We start from the raw sequence: 21593 nt of genomic DNA, 5'->3' as shown, positions 1-21593 counted from the left end.
TTCTTGCTCTGGATTCAAGAACATTCAGAAGCCAGAGCACGTAAAAGGATAGACCATTTTCGAAACGGCCGTCACGACGCGTTATTCCGGCGCTTCGCTCGGACCCGTGAATCCCATGCGCTTCCCGGACGTCATCACGAGGATGAAACGGCGATCGCACGCCACAGCAGACCTCGGGCGTGCAAACCGCGGCTGCGCGCTGCAAGGTGGCAGCGGGACGTGAACAATGCGCAAGATCTGAGCCTCCAACCGTGCCAGAGGCAGGAGCCGCAACCGACCGGGTTGCATCATGGGCCGCGTCGCTGCCCGCAGCGAGGTGGTTGCGACACGCATCTGGGGTGAAGCGCCGGAAGGCGGCTTTGTTCAGGGGCCGGGTTTTGATGAAGGCGTGCGGTGCCTCGACGTGCAGGCGGCCTTGAACTTGGCCAAGGCGAGTTCGATCGGAGTGAGGCCGGGCGAGGCGGGCGTCGGGTCGGGTCGCCGCGCCGCATGCCTCGCCTTATTCCCGGATACCGATGAGCTCGTGAGCCGGTCGTTTATTCAGCCCGGCCGTGTTGCCAAGCTTTCAAGTGGTGGCAGAGGTCGCCTCGACAGAGGCGCGGCACCGCACCCCGGACGACAATCCGTCGTTCGGCGCGGTGGTCATCAAGCTGCCGGCGCAGGCCCGACGCGATGGAGATGGTTTTCCCACACCCGAACGGCCCGGTCACGCCCCGGCCTGCCGTCCCCGGCTCCCGCCCCACGGCGTGGCCGGTGTTGTCTCGTGGCGATGCCCCGGCGTTTGAAGGAGGGCGGCCGGCTGCTCACCCCTACCGGCAGACCATGCACCGTCTTCCTTGCTCGAGAGCGGCCCGGCTAGCCATACACGCGGAAATAGTCGACGCGCATATGAACCAGCTTCTGCGCTTCGGTCAGTTGGGGAGCCGGTACATCCGTGCGCAATGCCAGCGTGAGGAGGGGCCAAAAGACATCGCCGCTCTGTTCCATTTCCGATGCGCGTGTGAGCGTCCAGATGTTGATCTGCTTGGTCGCCGGATTGATGATCGGCTTGCGTTCGAAATAAGGAATGCACTGATCGTCTTTTATCAAGACGCCGTAGTGGCAATATTGCTCCGTCATGTCGAGCGACGTTGGAACTCCGGTCCCTTCGTTATGTTCGCCGGGCTGGCCCCATTCGTGCAGATAGGCGCCGTAGAGTTTTGGCTCAAACCCTTTATGTTCGACAATATCAACCTCTATGCTGCGCTTGTTGTCAGTAATTCCATTCCGGTTTAGCAGCCAAAATGCCGGCCAAGTGAGCGGATGCTTCGGGAATTTCATTCGGGCCTCGAAATACCCCTGCCGCCAGCCAAGCGATACGACACCGCTGCGGCTTCCGGCCTGTAGATTTCCCGAAATCCATTGGAAGTCGGGCAAATTGTTTCCATAATAATTTCTAATATTCATATTCCGGCCAATGTATTTGGCGGAAATCTGCAAGGCAGTCCCCCCGGTGGCATCCGGGTCGTCGACAATCTCGTAGGGCTTGAAGCCCTCCGCCCCGGAGAGCGGAGCGAAGGCGGAACGACCGTAAAATCCAGTAGGGCCCGTCGTGGCCTTCGGTCCACCATTCCAGATTCGCCCATTGATCTCCGTGAACGGGTCGTCGAAGAGGAGCGCACGGCCCTGAGTCGGGTCCAGGGAGGTGTCGATCGCCGCATCTGCGCGACCGGTTGGTAGCAGAGAGGCCATGGCGCAGAGTGGCAAGCCCTGAAAGCACGACTTCAGGACATCGCGGCGGATCCAGTCCAATCCGTTCATGTCATCGGCTCCGAATCTGGCAGCGATTGTTCAGTGTCCGCATGGTGCTGGCATACCCGTCCTCTTGGGGCTGCCGTCCAGTCTCTGCAGACTGGCCGCCAGGCAGGCCCGGTTGCGGTGCACGGCAACCGTGACCGTCTGGGTTCAAGCCTTCGACTTTTCGAGCGTCTCGGACTGCAACGCCGCGAGGGCGAAAGCTCGCGCCTTCTCCATCCCATAGCGAGGCCGGTATCCTGCGTCCTTGAGACGGTCGTTTGGAAAATGCATTCGCCACAGGGGATTGCGCAACGGAAACGTACGGTTGCGCAGGAAATCATGCAGCCAGTCGACAAGCGCAGGCATCGGAAGGACGCGATAACGCTTGTCCTGGCTGACCTGAAAGGCTTGCTTCATGAAATCCCCGATCCGCGCCTCGCCGGCTTCATGATCCGAGAGATTGAAGACTTGAACGCGGCCCGGAGGCCAAGCGCCGGCAAAGGATTGAGTCATCGTCCAGATCGCCGCATCTGTCACATCTCGGACATAGATGTGGTGGGCGGGCCGGTGCGCCGCGAAGAGGCGCTTCGAGAGGCTCCAATCGCGCAAGCCAATAAGGTTATGAAGATCGACGACGACCGTGGGACGCAGGATCACGTACGGGAGGTTCGCTGCGATCCGAGTGATCGCTTCTTCGCCGGCGAGCTTCGTCCGGCCATAGGCGCGGACATAATCCTCCGCCCAGTATTCCGACTTGACGTCGACGTTGCTGGTCAGAACCGGGGACGTTTCCACGATGGTTCGTGCCCGGCCGCTGCCATAGACCGAGACGGTGCTCATGTAACAGAAGGCCTTCACACCCTCCCGTTCCGACGCCTCGGCCAGAAGCCGCGTCGCCTCAACGTTGATGGCCTGCATCCGCTCCTGCTTTCCGAGTTCGGCGGCAAGATGCATGACGGCTTGGCAGCCATGAACGAGCGTGTCGTAAGTCTTGTCGGTCGTGAAGTCGAAGCTCCGCCATTCGACCTGACCGGCGTTCGCTTGCGCCTCGGTCAGCGCGCGAGAGGTGGTCGCCCGAACCCGGTAGCCGCGTTCCAGGAGGTCCTCGACAAGGACGCGGCCGATCCGACCTGAGGCGCCTGTGACGAGAACGCGGGTCTCGGCCGGGACCGGGCCGGGCGATCGGAGTGGAGATGCGACAGCGCCGCCTTGGACTTGCGCCTTCAGTGTGTCGGCCAGTCGGATCGCCAGAGCCACGATCATCTGGGTCGGGTTGCAATGCCCTGCCGTCGGGAACACGGAACTTCCCGTGACGAACAGGCCCTTGACTCCGTGAACCTCACCCTGCGCGTCGACGACGCCCCGGGCCGGATCGTCGGACATGCGGGTGGTCCCGGTCGGGTGCGCGACATCCACAAAACTGAGCGGGATCGGCGCGTCGTCCCGAACCCAATCAGCCAGCTCGGGAACGGGAAGTCCAAGCCGTGCGAACTCGGAGACGACGAGCCGCGCCGTCTCACGCATCGTTCGGCCTTCCTCCTCGTGACTGCGCCAGTCGACCTGGGGCAGCCGATTGCCGAGGTGGTCGATCTGAGTGGACAGCGTGACGCGGCTATCGGGGTCCGGTCGCTGCTCAACCATGCATTCCAGGCTCAGCTCGGCAAGCTTGCGCGGGAATCCATTGCGGTAGATGAAATGATCCCGGCAGCCCCTTAGGAGCAGCGGCAGATTCGACGCCAGCGTGAGGAAGTCCTTTGGCCGCGGCTTTCCAACCAGCATCCTTCGAATCGCGTCAGCCGGATCGTCCGGAGCGAGCGTCTCGCCGAGCCACACCGCGCAGTTCAAGAGGTGGCGACGGTGCTGTATTTCCGGGCTCAGACAGAGACCGCCACGGAACAGGCGATCTTTGACGGTGTAGCGCCCGAACCGTCGCTGCAGCGCGCGCGAGCGCCGAATATCGAAATGGGCCACCGGACCGCGCAGATGGTCCATCAGATAGCGACCAACCAGGTCGTGCTTGTTCCCCAGGCCGCCGCGGATCTGATGATCGGAAGCCAGGAGGAGACGGGGATTCTCGATGCCGCCGGCACACAGAACGACGGTGCGGGCCGACAGCTTGAACCGAGTGCCATCCGGCGCCGCGACCTGGACGCCCTGAACCCTGTCGCCCGCGTCGTTCGCGTCGATCGCCACCACTGTCGCGCCGCTGATCAGCGTGACGTTCGACCCCAACTGCTCGTCGAGCTTCCTGCCGAAACGCGTATATTCAAAGGGATAGGATTCCGCATCATCGCGGCTGAACTGCCAGAAAAATGGCAGGAGCTTCTCCGGGTCGGGCTCGCGCCACGATGGCTGCGAGCCGAATAGGTGCCAAAACCGTCCGTCACTATAATGATTGCCAAATGCGAGTCCGAGATACTTGGCGCTACGCTCGAGATACGGGTCGAGTGCGTCGCGCCGAAAGGGCCATCCGCTTTCCGGAACCCAGTCTCGCCGCTCGAAATCGATGGCGTCGAAAGGCGCGCACCGGCCGCCCCATGTATGGGAACTGCCACCCACGATCCGATTTCGGACAGACCATTGCGTTGCGCGCGGCCGCCCAACATTCACGATGGCATCCAGCGCGTCAGAGGTTTCCATCCGCTCGAGCCCGCCGCTCTCAAGGAGCAGAACCTTCAAGGCGCTCCCGGACAGTTCCCGCGCCAGGGTGCTTCCTGCCGGTCCCGTTCCAATGATGCAGACGTCGCAGGTCGCTTGGGGAATCTGTCCGACGTCACTCAGGGCATGCAACTGGATCACGGTCGGCCGGCTCCTGGGTCATTCTGTCGGGCGTAATCTCATAATTTCTACTATGCTGCAAGTTATATTGGTATAAAATCCCGGAGAGAATTGGATTTAACTCTGAAAGCCAGTTTCCTCAGAGCAAGTCCGTCGGTGCCACCGTCGCAGAGACATGCCCGTCCCGAAGCGGGTGTCGTGATCCACTGACGAACGGCGTCGCGGCCGCGGTGCTCTTGAGATCTTATGCGGGTCGTGACTGCTGCGCCGCATTCCAAATATGTGGCATCCTCAGGTCTGCTGTTCGATGCCCTCCCCACTCGCGGTTATCGGGCCCGGCCATGAGGGACGTCTGTTCGCCCAATGGCCGCATTCGCGGCGGCACTCAGGTCACCGATCGCCGGATGGCGTCCGCATGAACATGTACGACATTCTCGGCGCTATACTGATCAATGTTTTCCATTCTGAAATTAGAAAATGACCTTTCGTGCTCAATATTGTCGCAATAATATGCCATGGCATTGATCAGCTCTTCCTCGTCACCCGGTTGAACCAGACGCCCCAGGCGTTGGTCGACCAAGATGTCGCTGGGGCCGAATTCGCAATCCGTGGATATGACAGGCAGTCCGCATCGCAGGGCCTCGCAGATCGCGAGTGACCATCCTTCCCAGCGAGACGTGGCTACGAAGATATCGCTGGTGTAGAGGGCACGTTGTGGATTGTCCGGATAGTGGGCCAGCCGAATGACGCTGGACAGGCCCAGCGAGTTGATCTGCTCGGCCAGCGCTTCCTTGTCTGATCCATGTCCGACCAAGTTGAGGCGCACGTTTTCGCGGCGCGCATGCAATTTCGCGAAGGCGCGAACAAGGATATCTTGGCCCTTCTGAAATTCGTAGCGCCCGACGTTGACGAACGTGACGACGGTGGGGTCCCGCGTGAGGTCGTCGCCCGGCGGATCGAAGCGCCTGACCGGATTCGGCACCCAATACATCGGACGTCCGCAATGGAAATCGCTGCCGAACTCTCGAAGCTGTCGTGGTGATGTTCCGAAAATGGACGTTACCTTCGATAGAACGAGATGCCTGAAGAGGAAAAATTTGATTTTCGATTTGAAGTTCGTGGCCTCACGGCGCGGATTCCCGTGAAGGTGCATCGCGATCCGCTGTCGATGGCCTAGCCTGGCGAACCAGAACACCACCGCCGGTTCGATCTGCGGGATGACGACCAGGTCGTAGCGCTTGCTTCGGGCAACATCCCTGAAGATCCGCATGAGATCGAAGCGTGATGTGACCGGACGGAAGACGCTTTTATAGAGCCGCGGCTCTGCAGGATAGTTCTTGTGCTGTGTAATTCTCAGCACATCGATGTCGAATTCTGCGGCGTAGCTTTTCACGAGTTCAGTGCAGATCGTGTCGACCACCCGCTCGATGCCGGCGAAGATGGATGTTCCGGGTTGTACATAGAGAATCCGGATCTTCCCCTGGCGACCGGCGGGCATGCAGACCAACTCCATGTGTGGACAGGGCCCGCCGGCTCGAGCGCAGCCTCACCGACGATAGCGGCGCCTCGATCACGCCCGATTGAGAATGGCGCCGATGACGTTGGCGCCGACGCCGATCAACCCGCTCGTGACATCCGACAGGTCGTCGACGGTGGCACGTCCGGCCTCCGCGACGATCACCACCACATCGGCCCGCCGGGCAGCCACTCGGGATTCGGCGGAGGTGGACAGGGGGGGCAGGTCGAGGATGACGTATCCGCCCCGCCGCATGTGATCGATGACGCTCTGGAATACCGGTGATCCGAGGGAGGCGCCGCTGCTGACGGGCTTGTAGGGCGACCGCGCCGGCAGGACGGACACCCCTCCGAAATCGTGCAGCCTCGCCGAGGCTATGCGTCCGGGATTGTTGATCAGTTCAGCGAGGCTCGCGCTATCCGCATCGAAGTTCTCGCTCAGGAGCGGCGAAGTGGCATTGTGGATGTTCGTATCGATCAACCGAGCAGTTCCGCCGCCTTCCTGGAGCAGACGCGCCAAACTCAGACCGATCAGGGTCGTCCCTGAATGTCGCGTGCATCCCACCAGCGCGATGACGCATTCGGCGTCCTGGCCCCGGCTTGCCAGAGCCAGCTGGATCGAAGTCCGCAGATCCCGGATACCGGCGGCAAACCTGACGTCGAGGAGCCATGGTGCGGCGGCATTGCGGAGATCCACAGGCTCGCGGCGCCCGTTGGCCGTCTTGCGCGAGACCTCGGGGACGACGGCGAGGCACGGGATTCCGGCTCTCTGGACGAGATCCTGCGGCGTCCGAACGCGACGGTCGAGCGCCTGCAGAAGTGCGACAGCCAGCAATCCGCCGACGACGCCAATGGTCGCGCCGAGGCCGAGGATCAGGGCCTTTCGGGGTGCCGATGGCTTGAGGGGCTGAAGCGCCGCGCCGATCACGCGCGCGTCGGCGTCCGGCGTCGGCGTAGCCGGCAGCGTGCCCTCTGAGACGGCAGTCGCGGCAGCCCGGGCCTGGGAGGACAGGGCGTTGACGCGTCCCTGGAGGAACTCGGCTCCGTTCTTGGCCGCATCGGCTTTGGCGGCGATGGATTGCCAGAGATAGGCCGAGACTGCCGCATTCGCGACGCGGCGCGCCAAGGTCGGATCCTTGGAGGTGTAAGAGACCTCTACGACGTAGGATTGTCCCACACGACGGACGGTGAACCGCTCGCTGAAGTTCTCGAACTTCCTCTGCTCCAGATTCACCGAATCCGGAGGCTGCGTGGTTTGCTGGCCGGGCAGTCCTTTCGGGTCGGGGGCCGGCGCCTCCGACTTCTCCGAAGTCTCAGGACCGAATTCGGGATTGTTCGCGAGTTGGAGGCTGTTGAAGACGTTTGCCAGCAGACGCTCGGAACGGAGAACCTGAAGCTCGCTCTCGGCGCGGCCGACATCCAGGCTCGGCGCCAAGGCGCCCTCGGAGCCAGAGCCCGCCGGGCGCCGTGGTTCGAGCAACAGCACTGCGGTCGCCGTGTAGGAGGACGCGGTCGTGGCCACGTAGAGGGCCGCACAGCCGATGCAGAAGATCACCCAGGCGGCCACGGCGTATCTGTGACGTCGGGCTGCCTTGAGCGCTGCGGAGATGACGGCCAACGGGCCGTCCTGCACGCCGACGGATGTCACCTCCGGGAAAGAGGGGAGCGACCGGGACGGGTCGGACGGGCTCCGGTTAAGGCTGTGCATGTTCATGTTACGCTTTCCGCCGGATCTGCTGCGCCCGCTCGGGTTCCAGGCGTCCCAGGAGAACGTCCCTGGCGCCCCGCAGATTGCCGCGCAGGCGGCCGCGCCGATCGATGAATGGCTCAGGAGCAGGGAAGCGCGCGACGTTGCTGAATACGTTGCGGGAGATCTGACCGATGACTTGGGTGAGCGTCATGGTGCCTTTCTGCAGCATGTAGAGCGGGTTAACCACCTGCGAATAGCCGAGCCGGTCGCCCGAGATCCGCCCCCCTTTCACGCCCATATGCACGCCGCGGGCTTCCAGGCATTTGACGAGGCGGCCGCCCGTCGCCGCCAGAGCCGCTCCGAAATCACGATCCTCAAGCCAGCCATAGAGGACCAGTCGCTCGTCGAACCGCAGCGTTCCGATCGCCGATCGACGAAACGCCATGTTGCAGCCATAGGGGCTGAAGGCTTCGATCGGTGCCCTTGGCTCGACCGGTCCCAGCGCCGCCAGCATCCGGTCGACCGCCGTGAAGGATAGCCCCGGCCCCTTGATGCCGTCGGCGATGACATCACCCGTCAGGCCGACGATATCCGGCTCATCGCGAAACCGCTGCGCCGCAACCGCGAGCCAGTCGGCATCGGGGACGAAGTCATCGTCAAAGAAGACCACGATGTCGATCGCATCCGGCAACGCGGCGAGGGCGGCGTTTCTCTGGGCGGCAAGGCCGGGGCGCCCAGTGACCACGGTCACGCCGGTCCACTCGGCCGCCTCACCGGCATCTTCCGGGGTGACGCAGGAGATCAGCACGGCCGCAGGCTTCAGGGTCTGCCGATCCAGGATTCGCCGAAGGGTGCCGGCGACCACGTCGGGCCGACCGAGGGTCGCGATGGCGACGGCGATCCTGGGCAGCGATGACGGCGTGGCCGCGCGCGTGGCAGGCCGAGCAGACGGCGCCCGCATCAGATCGAGATAGCCCTGCGCCGAAGCCTCCCACGAGAACCGCGCCGCCTGATCGCGTCCCCGCCCGATGAGTTCCGATCGCAGATCGGGACTCGTCGCCAGTGCGCGAATCTGGACGATCCAGCGCTCCGGTTCGTCCGGGGGAGCCAGGAGCGCTGCCGACCCGCAGATTTCCGGCAAGCTCGCCCGGTCGGTCGAGACGACGGGGCAGCCGCGTGCCATCGCCTCCAGTGCCGGAAGTCCGAACCCCTCCGTGAACGAGGGGAAGGCGAGGCACAGGGCGCGCTCCATCAGGTAAGCGAGGTCGTGATCGGTGACGAAGCCGAGGTGCTGAACAGTCTCGCCGTGCTGAAGCTGCTCGGGAGCATAGATGCTGGCTTGGCCGCCCGCCACGACGAGGTCGATACCGAGTTCGGCCAAGGCCGGAGCCAGCTTGAGCAGAAGATCGAGGTTCTTGTGGCGGGCACGAGACCCGAGCGCCAAGACGAAGGGGCGTTCCCGGCCATCGCCGTCGTGGCGAAGGCCGGCGCGCGCCCGAACCGCCTGCCGGGAATCCCAGGCTCGCACGTGTTCGTGCCCATTCGGCAGGACAACGATATCCGAGGCTCTCAATGAGAGATGGCTCGCGATTTGTTCAGCCGAAAAGGTCGAGACGGTGGTGATCCGCGCCGCACGACGGGCCAGAAGCGGCTGGAGCGTCTTGTAGAAGAGGCGGAACGATGCGCTGTAGCTCTCCGGGGCGTTGAAGACGTTTGCATCATGGATGCAGACGACTTGATTTCCTTTCAGTGCGGGAGCCGTATTGCAGAGGTTAAGCAAGGCGCCGGGCCAGGCGCGCGGGAGCAGGACCTGCTCCCAGGCATGTCCGCCCGCCTGTCCCACACGGCGGAGCGGCGTGCCGTCGAGCCCGGGATCTTTCGCATCTGGCACCGTGAGCAGAGGAGCCGTCTCACCCCGGGCGGCCAGAGCCACGCTCATGGCCTGAGTGACATTCATCGCATAGCGCTGGACCCCAGTCATCGGCTGGGTCAGGAACCGACCATTGATGCCAAACGATCCGGCCGCCGTCATGCTACCGCTCTACTCCCGTCGAATGTACCGTTCGCAGGCCAATTGCAAAAGAGAAGGCTAAACTCTGTCGAAAGGGTGGCGGCCCCACGCTCTTGCGCCCGGGAATTCAGATCTAAACTGATCTGGTCTCCTTTATCAAGATCTCGATCGCAATACAGGTAAAATGACGCCAAGCTAATTATTTTATTGCCGATGCTTCGTTTTTCTACAGAAATATAGTGCAAGTTCGATGAGCGGCCGGATTCCCCAAGGTTTCACGCCATGCGGCGGCGGTCTCGCCGGCGATCACACGTGCACGTCACCCATGGTGTCGCGACCGCGCCGGAGACGGGTCGACGCTTCCATGTGCAGGGCGCGTCCCGTGTAGACGAGTTCGATCAAGGGCAGCAGGAGCCGCCCCACCCTTGGGAAACTGCGAAGCAGCGCGCCTTCGCGCCAAAGACTGTCGCGGATCCGTTTCACCGGCCGGGATGGCCGCGCGTCGGCATATTGCGCGCTCAACTCGACCCGGCCGAAATCGCGGGATCTGCCGCCGAGGCTCAGGATCTCGACGGCCCGATCATCCGGCCAGATGACCGCGGCTTTGAGCGCCTGCCAAGCCCGCTCGGCTTCCTCCGGAATCGAATGGACGCTCTCGGAACGGAGACCGTCGATATGCGCCAGGACGCCGGTGAAAAGGCCCGGCTGCGCCGGTGCGATCCGCGCTTCCCAACCGTCTTCTTGCAGATTGGCCCGCGGCGGCAATCCCGCGGTCGCCTGCGAGAAGGTCCGGACGCTCGGAAGGTCCGGCTCCAGGCAAGCCTCGATCAGGTGCCAGAAGCGCAGTACCGATGTTCTCGCATCCCAGGGTTTGTACCAGTCGCTCTCGATGCTGAGCCCGAGCGTACGTTTGAAATGCGGCGTGGCCAGCCGCTTGTAATTGCAGCGGGCGAACTGAAGGCCGGACCATGTTCGCTCCTGGATACCCTCCTGGAGCATGCGGACCGTGCTGCCATATAGGCCCGTATCGATCAGCACGCAGTGCCGAGCCGCGCCCGCAGAGGCGGCGAGATGTTCGCGGAAGCGGCCATCCTGCTCGGCTACCGCGGCGCGAAGCCGGGCAACACCGGGTTCACTGCTGGCGAGGAGCGTGGCGAATGACGAGTCCCGAAAACTGGCATTCCAGGAAGCAGGCAGATCCAGGTCGTCGCGTTGAGCCAGAGCCGCCGCGACCTCCGCCATCGACCGGCCACTGAACTCGCGCCCGAGTTCCGAAAGAACGCCGGGGCTCGGCGGATCGAAGGCGGTGCGGGCTGCCACCAGACGCGAGACCATCAGCGCGGCATGCGGGAGTTGCTGCGGAAGCTGCGTCTGCCGAAGGAAGCGCTCGTAGACGAGCTTCAGACGAAGGCCGCCCCGGGCGCAGAACAGGAGGACACTGTCGTCGGGGGTGAGGAAGCGCTCGAAGAGCCAGAGGCGTAGGCAGAACTCGGCCAGGATCGGGCCGAGCACCCGCTGTCCGAAGGCAACTGCATCGCCCCGGGCGGCGTCCGCAGCGTTCATCGTCCCCTGCTCCTGTGCCCGTCCTGGCTGGCGCCCACCCAGTGCCGATGCATGACGCGGGCCCGAACGGCATCGAGGCGCCGCCGCAGCACGACGTGGCGCGGCCGGAGCAGCTGTGCTGAGCGCAGGCCCGCGGCCTCTGCCATCGTCACATCCGCCAGCGTGTCATCGCCGAGGTGAAGGATCTCGGCGGGCCCCGCTGCCTCCTGCCGGAGGACGACATCGAAAAGCGCGCGCGTCCGCTTCGTCGCGTTGTGATCGGCGCTCGTGTAGACATGCGCGATGGGATGATTGCGCGCCAGCGTGTCCAGCAGATGTGTGATGGTGTCGCCGCGGTGATAGGTATCGCTCACGGCGATGATCCTGCACCCGGCCTGCGCCCGGTGCGTCAGCCACGTCATCAAGGGGTGGTTCGCGCGCAATTGCGCGCTCTCCACAGTAAGCTCGGCGCGATACAGAATATCCACAGCCCGATGGTCGAGGCTGAGAACGCGCGTCATGGCGTCGAGCATGTCGGCGAAGCGCACGTCACCCGACGGGTTTGTCAAATCGAGGGCGCGGTAAGCCTCCCGCTGTACGCGCAAGCGTGCCGCATAGACGGATCCCGGGCGGCGCTCGACGCCGCACTCCGCCGCGAGCAGCCGTGACGCGACCGTGGCGATATCGAGGAAACGACGACGCTCCGATCTGTGATCACGATAGAGAAGCGTATCGAATACGTCACAGGATATAATGCGGGCGACCGTCTCGGGTAGACGCATGTTGGCTTGATCTCTTCCAGTTATTCCGGTGCAACTCGTGTTCAGTCGCCACGCAGCTTTCGGCCGATCCCGTCTGCACTGATGGTCTCTTGTCTGTTTGAGGCTGAATGAGGCCTTTATAGTTTCCTCGATGACAGTAATTTGTGACGTTCGGTGGGAATCAGGGCTCCTCGCCGGACGCCCAAGCGTCGCCACCGGCCGGGAGCGCGGTTCCATGCCCTGGACGATCTCACTCCATGGAGCTGCAGGCCCCGTACGAGGCTTGCGGTCGTCTAACAAGGCCCCCGTTCGGCGTAGTGCCGGACGATGGGCGGCCCGGGCGCCACAGCGGCGAGCTGGGTTTCGTGCGGTTCGGCCTTGGGAGCGGGGCATCGCACCGGTCGTGCTGTGCTCGCACGGGCGCGCCTGTGCTTCGAGCGGCCGCACGCGGCAATCCGTCCATGGCCTGCCTGAGGACGGCACGAACCGAATGCCCTTCGGTGTGCGGCGGACGGTTGACGCTTCCGCATCTTGGACCAAGGGTCGTCGCCGAGGAGCGCGGTTGCGCGGGCGGCCCTGCGCTCCGCCTCGATCCGGATCGCCGCTCGCGTCACGACCGCGCGGAGGATATTGTCCGCGCAACGAGCGGGCAGGCTGGAATCCGTGCGAAGGCGCGTCGTCCGACGGCGGACGGATCGCGCTCATATCGGTCTTCGCTCACACAGAATTGATTTAACCGGCTGGCCACCCGGCCTATGCTCGGCTATTCATTGGCGCATTCCGGAGTAAGCTGGATTTTCACTGGGATACTGAGGCGTCCACCGTAGCGTCCAATGATGCGGCGAGCTGGCCGACATCTTGTCGAGATCTTGAGCGGCGAAGTGCAGGATCTCAAGGCGACGAATGAGAAAGACGCCCGCTGTGGTAGTGGAGCCGAAATTAGCAGTTATCATTACCTGCTTCAATTACGAAAGATACGTGGGTCGCGCAATCCAAAGTTTTGTCGATCAGGGTAGCGACGCCTGTGAAATCGTTGTGATCGACGATGGTTCTACGGATGACTCGTGGCTCGTTATTCAGCGGGCCGGCATACCCGCCTTTCGTATCCCGAACGGGGGCCAGAGGGCAGCCTGTCTTTACGGACTGAGCAAGACCCGGGCCCCCTTTCTTCTGTTTCTCGACGCGGATGATGAATTGTTGCCCGGTGCGCTCGAGCGCATTCTGTCGTCGCTCGATCCCGGCGTCGCCAAGCTTCAGTTTTGCCTGACCTGCGTCGATTCGACGGGGACCGTCCTGGCCGATCCCTACCCGGCGCTCAGTGCATTCCGCGGGCAGGACAGGGTCGTCAACGAGATTCTGCGCTCCGGTGTTTATCAGACGCCGCCAACATCCGGGAACGTATTCCGTCGCGACGTTTGCGAAATTCTGCATCAATGTGACTATGACCAAGCCGTCGATGGCGTGATCCTGCTGGCCGCCCCATTCATGGGGGACGTCGTCAGCCTTCCCGACAGTCTCGGGCTCTATCGTGTGCATGGGCGGAATGATTCCGGTCTGGGGCGCATTCCGCAAGCTGCAACCTTCGAGCGTGATCTGCGGCGGTTCCGGTCCCGCTTGGCCCATCTTCGAGTGCTGCTGCGGAAACTGAGCCCCGGCGCAGCCCTCATCGAGCCAGAGAAAACCTACTATTTTCAGTTTCTCGAATTCTGCGCAGCGATCCTTCGCGGCAGTCGGGTTGGCGGCAAATCGTTCCTGGGCCTGATCCGGTCTCTCCTGGTTGAGCCGCGCTCGCTGAAGTGGAAGATAGCGAACGCGCTCTTCGTGGCCGCGACCTTTGCCGCACCCGTCAGCTGCGCCCAGTCCCTGCTGGCCTTTCGTTTGTCGGTCGGGCGCCGGGCGGTTCGCCAGATTCTGCGGGCGCCGGCCGGGATAAGTCGTTGTTGAACAGCGGAATATGCTCGCGATTTATCTTGCATCAATGCGTGTTGTATACACTTAAGTAATCTCCAAAATTTGTATCGGCTTTCAATCCTGGCTAAAGTCCGGCTTCGCGGCTCGGCTGAGACCGCACGTGCCGAAAAAGGCTCGGACCCGACACGAGCGCCAGTGAGCCATGCGTATCCTTCATCTTCTGAATCATACGCGCCGGCTGAACGGCCACGTTCACGCTGCCGTCGATCTCGCCTGCGAGCAGGCCGAGCGCGGCCATCAGGTTGCGATCGCAAGCCAGGGGGGCGACTTCGACGCTCTGCTCCGATCCAACAATGTCGAGACGATTTTCGCGGGTCATGAGCGCAGTCCGAAGCGCCTCCTGCAATCCGTCATCGGGTGCGGCGATGTGATCCGCCGGTGGCGTCCGGATATCGTCCATGCCCATATGATGACCAGTGCCGTTCTGGCGTGGCCTGCCTGCAAGCTGCTGCGCGTGCCCCTTGTGACAACCGTGCACAATGAGTTCGAGAGGGGCGCAATCCTCATGGGTCTCGGGACCCGGGTCATCGCTGTGAGCGCTGCGGTCGCCGCCTCGATGCGGCGGCGTGGCATCTCGGCTTCGCGCATCGATGTCGTGCTCAACGGGACGATCGGATCTGCCCGCGTCCGCGGCCGATCAGAAGAGCCTCAGGGGCTGGATCATCCCGCCGTCGTGTTCGTCGGGGGATTGCATCCCCGGAAGGGTGTGCCCGATCTGCTCCAGGCCTTCGCGATGGCGTTTCCGCACAACCCGGCGATGCGGCTCTACATCGTCGGCGGTGGTCCGCATCAAGGCGCCTATGCCGAGGAAGCGCGCGCGCTCCCCTGCGCGAGCGCGATCACATTCGCAGGCCCACGGGATGATCCTTACCGCTGGATGCTCGGTGCCGACATCTTCGTGCTCCCGTCTCACGCTGATCCTGCTCCGCTGGTGCTCTCCGAAGCGCGCGAGGCAGGCTGCGCGATCATCGCCACCGACGTCGACGGGATCCCCGAACTCCTCGATGGGGGCTCGGCTGGGATCCTGGTGCCGCCCCGCGCCCCGGACAAGATCGCGGAGGCGCTGATCACGCTGACCGCCGATCCGGCGCAGCTGAGCGCGTGGCGCGCGAAGAGCCAAGTGAACGTGGATCATTTGCGGATCGCCCGGGTTGCCGAGCAGACCCTCGCTGTCTACCGGCGAGCCGCCGGCGTGGCACAATAGCGCGCCGGTGCCCGCGGACCGGCTATCGGGTGGCACGCGCGATGCGACGACGCGACCCGATCACCGGGCGGACAGAATTCACCGTGTCGGGCTGCAGACTGGGATGGGATTATAGTTGCCGTGAGGCCCGATACGGGATTTGACGCCTGAGCATGAGGCTCGACTTCACTTCGGGCCCGTATTACGCCGAGCGTCGTTCCTTGGGACAAGTTCATGCTTGCTTTTAAGACGCTACGGGGCGCCGGCTGGAGCGTCGCCGCCCGGATCTCCGCGCGCGTCATCGACCTCGCCGCGCTGCTCGTCCTCGCCCGCGTCCTGTCGCCTGCGGATTTCGGTCTGACGGCCATCGCGGCGTCTCTGGTGTCCATCGTCGAGATGGTTCTCGAGATCCCGCTCGTTCAGGCCCTGTTGCGCCTGCAGACGATCGAAAAGGCGCATCTGGATACGGCTTTCACGCTGGGCCTTCTGCGCGGCGCGGTGATCGCCGTGCTGATGGTGGCTGCAGCCTGGCCGGCGGCGCATATCTACGCCGATGCGCGCCTGATCCCGATCGTGCTGGTGCTCTCGTTATCCCCGATTGCGCGGAGCCTCTACAGCCCCGGCATGGTGCACCTGTTCCGCGACATCAATTTTCGCGCCTCGTTCATCGCCGATTTCATCGGGAAGGCGATAGCCGCCCTCATCTCGATCGGAGTTCTCTACGCCGGCGCCGGATACTGGGCCCTGGTCATCAATCCGGTCGCATCCTCGATCCTGCCGACGGCGCTGTCCTATATCCTCGCGCCTTACTCGCCGAGGCTCTCGCTGGAGAAGCTGAGTGCCTTCTCGGCGTTTACAGGCTGGTTTACGTCGTCCCAGATCCTGGCGGCCTTCAGCTGGCAGTACGATCGCGTCTTCCTCGGCTACCATGTCGAGAAGGCCGTCCTCGGTCGCTACGGCGTCGCAAGCGACTTCTCCGTCCTGCCGACGCAAAGCCTGATCGGGCCCGCGATGCGTCCCGTCATGGCCGCGTTCGCGACGATTGCGGAGGACCGTCAACGGCTACAATCCGCTTTCCTGAGGGCCGCCCGGCTCACGATGATCATCGCGTTGCCGGCCGGCGTGGGAATTGCATTGACCGCTGACCAGATCGTCAGCATCGTTCTTGGTCCTCAATGGGGGGCTGCGGCCCCCTATCTGCGTTGGCTCTCCGTCGCCATCATGTTCACAGCCTATTACCAGCCCGTCTCGTCGCTCTGCGTCGCCAAGGACGAGCCCAATGTCATGTTCAAAATCAGCATCTTCGAGTCGGCCGTGAAAATATCACTGATGACGCTCGGCTTTTATATCGGAGGCGTGATGATGATGATCTACGCCCGGGTTGCTGCAGGGATCTTCCACTTTTTCATCAGCGCGATCTACGCGAAACGTCTCGTCGGTGCCGGGGTGGGGGTACAGGTCCGCAATCTCTGGCAGGTCGCAGCCTCCTGCCTTGTCATGGCGGCAGCCGTCCTGGCGCTTCAGGGGATCTTGAGCCACGTCAATGTCGGTCTGATCGGACTTCTGATCGCAATGATTGTCAGCGGTGTGTGCGCCTACGGCATCAGCATGCATCTGCTCGGATTTCGCCTGCGTAGTTTGCGTCCGTGACGTCGGGCGCCCGAGAGGGCCGCCCAGGACCAGCTCGCGGCCGCCGGGGTGCGGCATCCGGTGTCGGTAAAATAATAACACCGATGTGTGGCCGGCGCATATTCCGTTGTCAGCGCAAAGAGGCTGCCGCAAAATAGACCCTCTGTGATGAAACTTGGATAATCCGGCCGTTTCTGATACGATATAAGTCGGAATCCGTGGACAAAGTGCTGCAGGTGCAGCGGGTCAGCCGAAGCGCGAAGATTTGTACTTGGGCCATGGGCCCGTTCAAGGAGGATTTGATGCGCTTGCGGTCAGTCGCAGCCGGTTGCGTTTTACTATTCGCCGGTAGCTTTGCAGCCGCCGCCGCCGATGAGCCCGGCCGATATCTCCTCGGCCCGCAGGATCATCTGACGATCCGCGTCTACGATCTGCGCCGCAACGCCGGCGAGGCGTACTCCTGGACGGCGCTAAACGGGCAGTTCGTGGTTGCAGCAGACGGAACTGTCTCGATGCCGCTGATCGGACAGATCAAGGCGGCCGGTGGAACGACGGTTGATCTCGCGCACGCGATCGGCGTCACGCTGAAACAGGTTGCCGATCTGGCCGAGACGCCCGCCGCATCGGTCGAAGTGGCGACTTACCGGCCGTTCTACATTATCGGTGCCGTGCAGCAGCCCGGGAAGTATGAATACCAGCCTGGTCTGACCGTCCTGCAGGCTGTCAGCACGGCGCAGGGCCTCATGCGCGGCACTGACCCGCGGAGCATCCAGCGTGACGCGGTCACTTCGCGCGGCGAGTTGCGAAATCTGGCGGCGGAGCGCGTCAGCCTCGCGGCGAAGCTGGCGCGGCTTGAGGCCGAGATTGCCGGCGCGGACACGATCAACTTCGGCAACGACCTGAGGGCCAGCGCCGGGAAGGCCTATGTCGAGCAGGCCACCCGTGGGGAGCAGCTTCTCTTCGACACGCGCCGGAACGCCCTGAAGGCGGAGATCAAGACGATCGAGCAATCGGTTGCGAGTTTTGAGAATGAGATGAGTACGCTGGACAACAAATCAAAAACCCTCGATCGGCAGATCGAGCTCAGCCGGGGCGAACTCAATCTCATCAACGATCTCGTGTCGAAGGGGCTTACCGTCGCGCCGCGGAAACTCGCTGCGCAGCAGAGCCAGGCCTCGTTCGAGAGCAGCCGGCTCGATGTGCAGGTCGCCATGCTGCGTGCTCAACAAAGTCTCACACGCGCCGAGCGCGACATTATCGACCTCAAGGCGCGGTTCCGCCGCGAAGCGCTCTCGGAAGCTGCGGACACACGCCAGAAGCTCGCCCAGATCGACGAGAAGACCCGTACGGCCGAGCGGCTCACGGCCGATGCCGAGTCGCAGATGCTCGGTGTATCCGACGATGCCCGCGACGGTGTGGTGTCGCGCTTCGAGATCACCCGGAAGCGCGGAGCGAACGCAAGCACGTGGGTCGCGTCGGAGGATGCCCTCGTCGAGCCCGGCGATGTCGTAAGAGTGACCCTCGTTCGTCAGACGGCTGACAAGCCCGGAGATACACGTCAGCCCACGACGCCACAGCAGCCCGCGCCTCCGCCGCGCGGCTCGGGGAGCGGTGTATCGAGCCGCGGCGGCCTCGCCCCCGCGGATTCGCCGCACCGGGCTACCGAGAGCGCCAATCGCTGACACGGCCCGATGCGTGCCTGTCACCTCGGCGTGGCGGCGCGCGCGACAGCGGCGGCCGGGCCGCGACCTGTCGTGTGCTCAGCCCTTGCAAGCGGGTTGGCACTGACGTCGGGGTTCGGACGATCCGAGCATCGCATCGATGGGCGCAAGTGCCGTCGTTCCCGGCCTGCTCGGTCTGCTGCTCGGCTCGGAACCGACCGTCATCACCGTCGTGATTGTCCGTAATCCAGGTTCGGCCGCCGCGATCCCGATGCGCGGCGGCCCGTGCAGGCGGCGCACTTCCTCCTCGCCTTCTCGACCGTCGCGACGCTGTTGTATGGCCCGCTCTCGAACCTCGTTCCGAGATCGTTTCATCGCCAAGACCCCGGTTTCGGTTTCGCTGCCGCGTCCTCTGCGGAGCGGTCAGCCGTTATGGCCCCCGCATCGTCCGCTGGCCGGAGGTCCATCGCTCCGGTGGGGACATATCGCACTGGCCACCCGCGAAGCCCCTATTCCGCCCGTTCTACACCGTCCCGCTCGTGCATGCCCTTGCGCCGGACATCATCGGATCTCCGATACTCGGGATTCCGGGCGCCGGATCGTGCCGATTCCTGCATCGATCCGGCCGCTGCTTCGCTGACGCACATACCACTGATACCGGCCGCACCACCCCATCCACGCTGAATGCGGAATGGGTTCGGCAAGGCTCGCGGTAATCGTCGCAGCCGAAAGCAGCTAGGAACCTGTACGTACTCCATTCCGAACGGGGCATGTCGTGTGGGTGCAGGTCGATCTCCTTGGCAATTCGGTCTCCGGCGCCACCGTATCCCGAAATAGCCAGGCGGACAGGCGTCTCCGCCAGCGCCTCATCTGGTGGGTTCCGGCGACGGCCTTGCCGAGACCGTTCCACAATCGTTTATCGAGGTGCGCGTAATCTCTGGTCCGACGTCTATCTCAATCTTCAAAATTCATGGCGCAGGGTAATCGCGCAATTAGTTCTATATGCGGCCTTGCGGTCCTGCGGGCCAATGGCATACTCACAAAGCCTGATTTGTCTCAGCCGCCACTCTGGGTCTCCCTTGGTGTCTGCGTTTTTGACGCGCGGGCTTTCGAATGACGCCGTTGTGTTGAGCGGCGGATCTGTACTCTGTACGATCTGTTGTAGCCTCTGATCGAGCGACGGTGTTGCTGAGTTGATGAAAATCATGAGCGAAACATCGGTCGAGATCTGTCGAGGCGATTTAGATCAAGACGTTTTTGATGCGGTCATCTTGGGGGCCGGGATCACGGGTCTCGTCTCGGCTTCAATTTTGCAGGATCTCGGTTGTCGCAAAATCGCCGTTATCGATGAATTTGAAAAACTGGGTGGCAATCATATCGATCGTGCGATCAAGGGATACACCTTCGACATTGGAAGTCTCATATTTCAGGACGACTCGCCATTACTCAAGCATTTTCCGGAATTGCTGGAGCATTACGTTCCTATCAAGCCGACATGGGGGAAGCTCACGCCGCAAGGTGGTGTGACGTCTTACCCGCTCTCCATCAAGGATGATATCTTCGGCTCAGGGTTATGGGTGGTGCTGCGCGTCGGCTTGTCGGTCGCCGTTTCACGTCTCCTGAGGCGGAGAATCGAGAATGCGCGGGATTTCGCTCGATACTGGATTGGTGATTTTCTGCTGAAGCGATCAGGACTTGAGAGCTATATGAGGCGGTTCTTCGGTATACCAGCCGAAAACGTCGATCTTGAGTTTGCAGAAAAGAGGATGCTCTGGATCAAGGAGCACGCCACGCCGAAAGTCCTGTTTCGGGGGATGCGCCGTCATCGCTCCGCAGGCCCGAAGAACAGGCAGTTGGCGCGTCCACGGGAGGGCTACAATGCTCTGTACGCCGTTTCAGCGGAGAAGCTCCGTGGGCGGGGGGCGACGTTTATGTTGGGGCAGCAGATTAAGTCCATCACGAAGCGCGATGGACGATTCGATGTTGTCCTGAACGGCAGCCGGATCACCACGAGCCGCGTCATCTCGACCATTCCGATCAATCGCGCCCTGGCTCTGTGTGGCCTGAACACGGATCCGCATCTCTCATCGGTAACGCTGATCAGTTTGTATTTCAGTTTCAGTGGAAATCGAGGTTTTGATTACTCCATTCTCTATAATTTTGCGCATGATGGGGCGTGGAAGCGGCTGACCATGTACTCGGACTTCTATGGGCGCATCGAAGGTCGCGAGTATTTCGGGGTCGAGGTCATCGCGTCGCACGCGGGAGACGATCTGGCGATCGCCGAAGAAGATTTCCGGGCTCATGTCACGAAGAATAAACTCTTTGCCGGCGATTTGGTTTGCGAGGGAAGTCAGATCGTGCCGTGTGCCTATCCGATTTACACCGGCCAGGCACATCGAAGGGTGGCCGAAGCACTTATGCACCTTCGCGATTTCGGAATCGAATCCTTCGGGCGGCAGGGCGGCTTCGACTACCAGCCGACGGCCCGTGTTTCGACGCAGAACGCGGAGGCCCACCTGATGCCGGCAGGCGGGGCCAGGACGGAAAACTGACGAGGCCGGGACGATCCGCGAGGGTCGCGCGTCTCCGTGCTGCGGACCGCTCTGGACTCGATCCGGCCGAGCCGTCACGCGGAGCCGCAGGAACATGGCGCGCCCGCATCTGCCGCGGTCCGGTCGCGCAATGCCGCCGCGTCGTCGGCGCCCGGCCTCGGGCGGCTATCGTCCGTAGATGTCCTCAACGCGGATGATGTCGTCCTCGCCGGTGTAGGAGCCGACCTGGACCTCGATCAGCTCGAGCGGGATCTTGCCGGGGTTGGCGAGGCGATGCATCGAGCCGATCGGCAGGTAGACCGCCTCGTTCTCGTGGACCAGCACCACCCGCTCGTCGATCGTCACCTCGGCGGTGCCGCGCACCACCACCCAGTGCTCCGCCCGATGGTAGTGCTTCTGCAGCGACAGGCGCCCGCCCGGCACCACCTGGATCCGCTTCACCTGGAAGCGCTCGCCGAGGTCGATCCGCTGGTACCAGCCCCACGGCCGGTACATCCGCAGATGCGCGTCCGCCTCCGGCG

The 21593-nt window shown here is 63.0% G+C and carries 14 protein-coding genes; 5 read left to right on the top strand and 9 right to left on the bottom strand.

All coding sequences use genetic code 11. The annotated features are described in order from the left end of the window. Positions 1 to 855: 855 nt before the first annotated feature. From BLT59_RS21025 to BLT59_RS20995, 7 genes are all read right to left on the bottom strand, one after another. Complete coding sequence (locus tag BLT59_RS21025; RefSeq protein ID WP_091784941.1) at positions 856 to 1800, bottom strand: glycoside hydrolase family 16 protein; 945 nt, start codon at positions 1798 to 1800, stop codon at positions 856 to 858. A gap of 144 nt (positions 1801 to 1944) precedes the next feature. Beyond that, positions 1945 to 4575, bottom strand: a complete 2631-nt coding sequence (locus BLT59_RS21020) for an FAD-dependent oxidoreductase (RefSeq protein WP_091784938.1) — start codon at positions 4573 to 4575, stop codon at positions 1945 to 1947. A gap of 364 nt (positions 4576 to 4939) precedes the next feature. Further along, the gene (locus BLT59_RS21015; protein WP_175544087.1) at positions 4940 to 6052 is read right to left on the bottom strand and encodes a glycosyltransferase; all 1113 of its coding nucleotides are present in this window, start codon (positions 6050 to 6052) and stop codon (positions 4940 to 4942) included. A gap of 72 nt (positions 6053 to 6124) precedes the next feature. Next, positions 6125 to 7636 (bottom strand): lipopolysaccharide biosynthesis protein, encoded by a 1512-nt coding sequence (locus tag BLT59_RS21010; RefSeq protein ID WP_244514088.1) that lies wholly within the window; start codon positions 7634 to 7636, stop codon positions 6125 to 6127. Positions 7637 to 7784: 148 nt separating this feature from the next. Beyond that, complete coding sequence (locus BLT59_RS21005; protein ID WP_091784927.1) at positions 7785 to 9791, bottom strand: glycosyltransferase; 2007 nt, start codon at positions 9789 to 9791, stop codon at positions 7785 to 7787. Positions 9792 to 10076: 285 nt separating this feature from the next. Beyond that, the gene (locus BLT59_RS21000) at positions 10077 to 11105 is read right to left on the bottom strand and encodes a glycosyltransferase (RefSeq protein WP_244514087.1); all 1029 of its coding nucleotides are present in this window, start codon (positions 11103 to 11105) and stop codon (positions 10077 to 10079) included. A 224-nt stretch (positions 11106 to 11329) separates the two neighbouring features. Then, positions 11330 to 12094: a hydrolase gene (locus BLT59_RS20995; RefSeq protein WP_091784922.1), complete on the bottom strand. Its 765-nt coding sequence runs from the start codon at positions 12092 to 12094 to the stop codon at positions 11330 to 11332. An 882-nt stretch (positions 12095 to 12976) separates the two neighbouring features. Here BLT59_RS20995 and BLT59_RS20990 point away from each other — a divergent pair. The 4 genes from BLT59_RS20990 to BLT59_RS20975 all read left to right on the top strand — a co-directional run bounded on the left by BLT59_RS20990 (position 12977) and on the right by BLT59_RS20975 (position 18538). Further along, positions 12977 to 14017: a glycosyltransferase family 2 protein gene (locus tag BLT59_RS20990; protein WP_175544086.1), complete on the top strand. Its 1041-nt coding sequence runs from the start codon at positions 12977 to 12979 to the stop codon at positions 14015 to 14017. 169 nt (positions 14018 to 14186) lie between these two features. Continuing rightward, positions 14187 to 15248, top strand: a complete 1062-nt coding sequence (locus BLT59_RS20985; RefSeq protein WP_091784919.1) for a glycosyltransferase family 4 protein — start codon at positions 14187 to 14189, stop codon at positions 15246 to 15248. Between the two features lie 213 nt (positions 15249 to 15461). Then, entirely contained in the window at positions 15462 to 16877 is a 1416-nt protein-coding gene (locus BLT59_RS20980) for a lipopolysaccharide biosynthesis protein (RefSeq protein ID WP_091784915.1), read from the top strand. Between the two features lie 197 nt (positions 16878 to 17074). After that, a complete protein-coding gene (locus BLT59_RS20975; protein WP_244514086.1) occupies positions 17075 to 18538 on the top strand; it encodes a polysaccharide biosynthesis/export family protein in 1464 nt (487 codons plus the stop codon). Between the two features lie 940 nt (positions 18539 to 19478). Here the strand turns inward: BLT59_RS20975 and BLT59_RS30735 are convergent. Continuing rightward, positions 19479 to 19724, bottom strand: a complete 246-nt coding sequence (locus tag BLT59_RS30735; RefSeq protein WP_139174089.1) for a hypothetical protein — start codon at positions 19722 to 19724, stop codon at positions 19479 to 19481. Here BLT59_RS30735 and BLT59_RS20970 point away from each other — a divergent pair. Beyond that, entirely contained in the window at positions 19723 to 21072 is a 1350-nt protein-coding gene (locus BLT59_RS20970) for an NAD(P)-binding protein (RefSeq protein ID WP_091785175.1), read from the top strand. The genes BLT59_RS30735 and BLT59_RS20970 overlap by 2 nt on opposite strands. Before the next feature lie 165 nt (positions 21073 to 21237). Here the strand turns inward: BLT59_RS20970 and BLT59_RS20965 are convergent. After that, a partial coding sequence (locus BLT59_RS20965) for a cupin domain-containing protein (RefSeq protein ID WP_139174088.1) occupies positions 21238 to 21593 on the bottom strand: 356 nt, incomplete at its 5' end.

It is taken from the genome of Methylobacterium sp. UNC378MF (assembly GCF_900103195.1).
Lineage (GTDB): Bacteria > Pseudomonadota > Alphaproteobacteria > Rhizobiales > Beijerinckiaceae > Methylobacterium.
The sequence above is the reverse complement of the archived record's forward strand: the minus strand, read 5'-3'. Positions and strand labels throughout refer to the sequence as shown.

Bases quoted from the DNA above. Each gene is read 5' to 3' on its own strand.
- BLT59_RS21025 (WP_091784941.1), bottom strand. From the start codon at position 1,800: ATGAACGGATTGGACTGGATCCGCCGCGATGTCCTGAAGTCGTGCTTT.
- BLT59_RS21015 (WP_175544087.1), bottom strand. From the start codon at position 6,052: ATGCCCGCCGGTCGCCAGGGGAAGATCCGGATTCTCTATGTACAACCC.
- BLT59_RS21005 (WP_091784927.1), bottom strand. From the start codon at position 9,791: ATGACGGCGGCCGGATCGTTTGGCATCAATGGTCGGTTCCTGACCCAG.
- BLT59_RS21000 (WP_244514087.1), bottom strand. From the start codon at position 11,105: ATGGTCTCGCGTCTGGTGGCAGCCCGCACCGCCTTCGATCCGCCGAGC.
- BLT59_RS20995 (WP_091784922.1), bottom strand. From the start codon at position 12,094: ATGCGTCTACCCGAGACGGTCGCCCGCATTATATCCTGTGACGTATTC.
- BLT59_RS20990 (WP_175544086.1), top strand. From the start codon at position 12,977: ATGAGAAAGACGCCCGCTGTGGTAGTGGAGCCGAAATTAGCAGTTATC.
- BLT59_RS20985 (WP_091784919.1), top strand. From the start codon at position 14,187: ATGCGTATCCTTCATCTTCTGAATCATACGCGCCGGCTGAACGGCCAC.
- BLT59_RS20980 (WP_091784915.1), top strand. From the start codon at position 15,462: ATGCTTGCTTTTAAGACGCTACGGGGCGCCGGCTGGAGCGTCGCCGCC.
- BLT59_RS20970 (WP_091785175.1), top strand. From the start codon at position 19,723: ATGAGCGAAACATCGGTCGAGATCTGTCGAGGCGATTTAGATCAAGAC.
- BLT59_RS30735 (WP_139174089.1), bottom strand. From the start codon at position 19,724: ATGATTTTCATCAACTCAGCAACACCGTCGCTCGATCAGAGGCTACAA.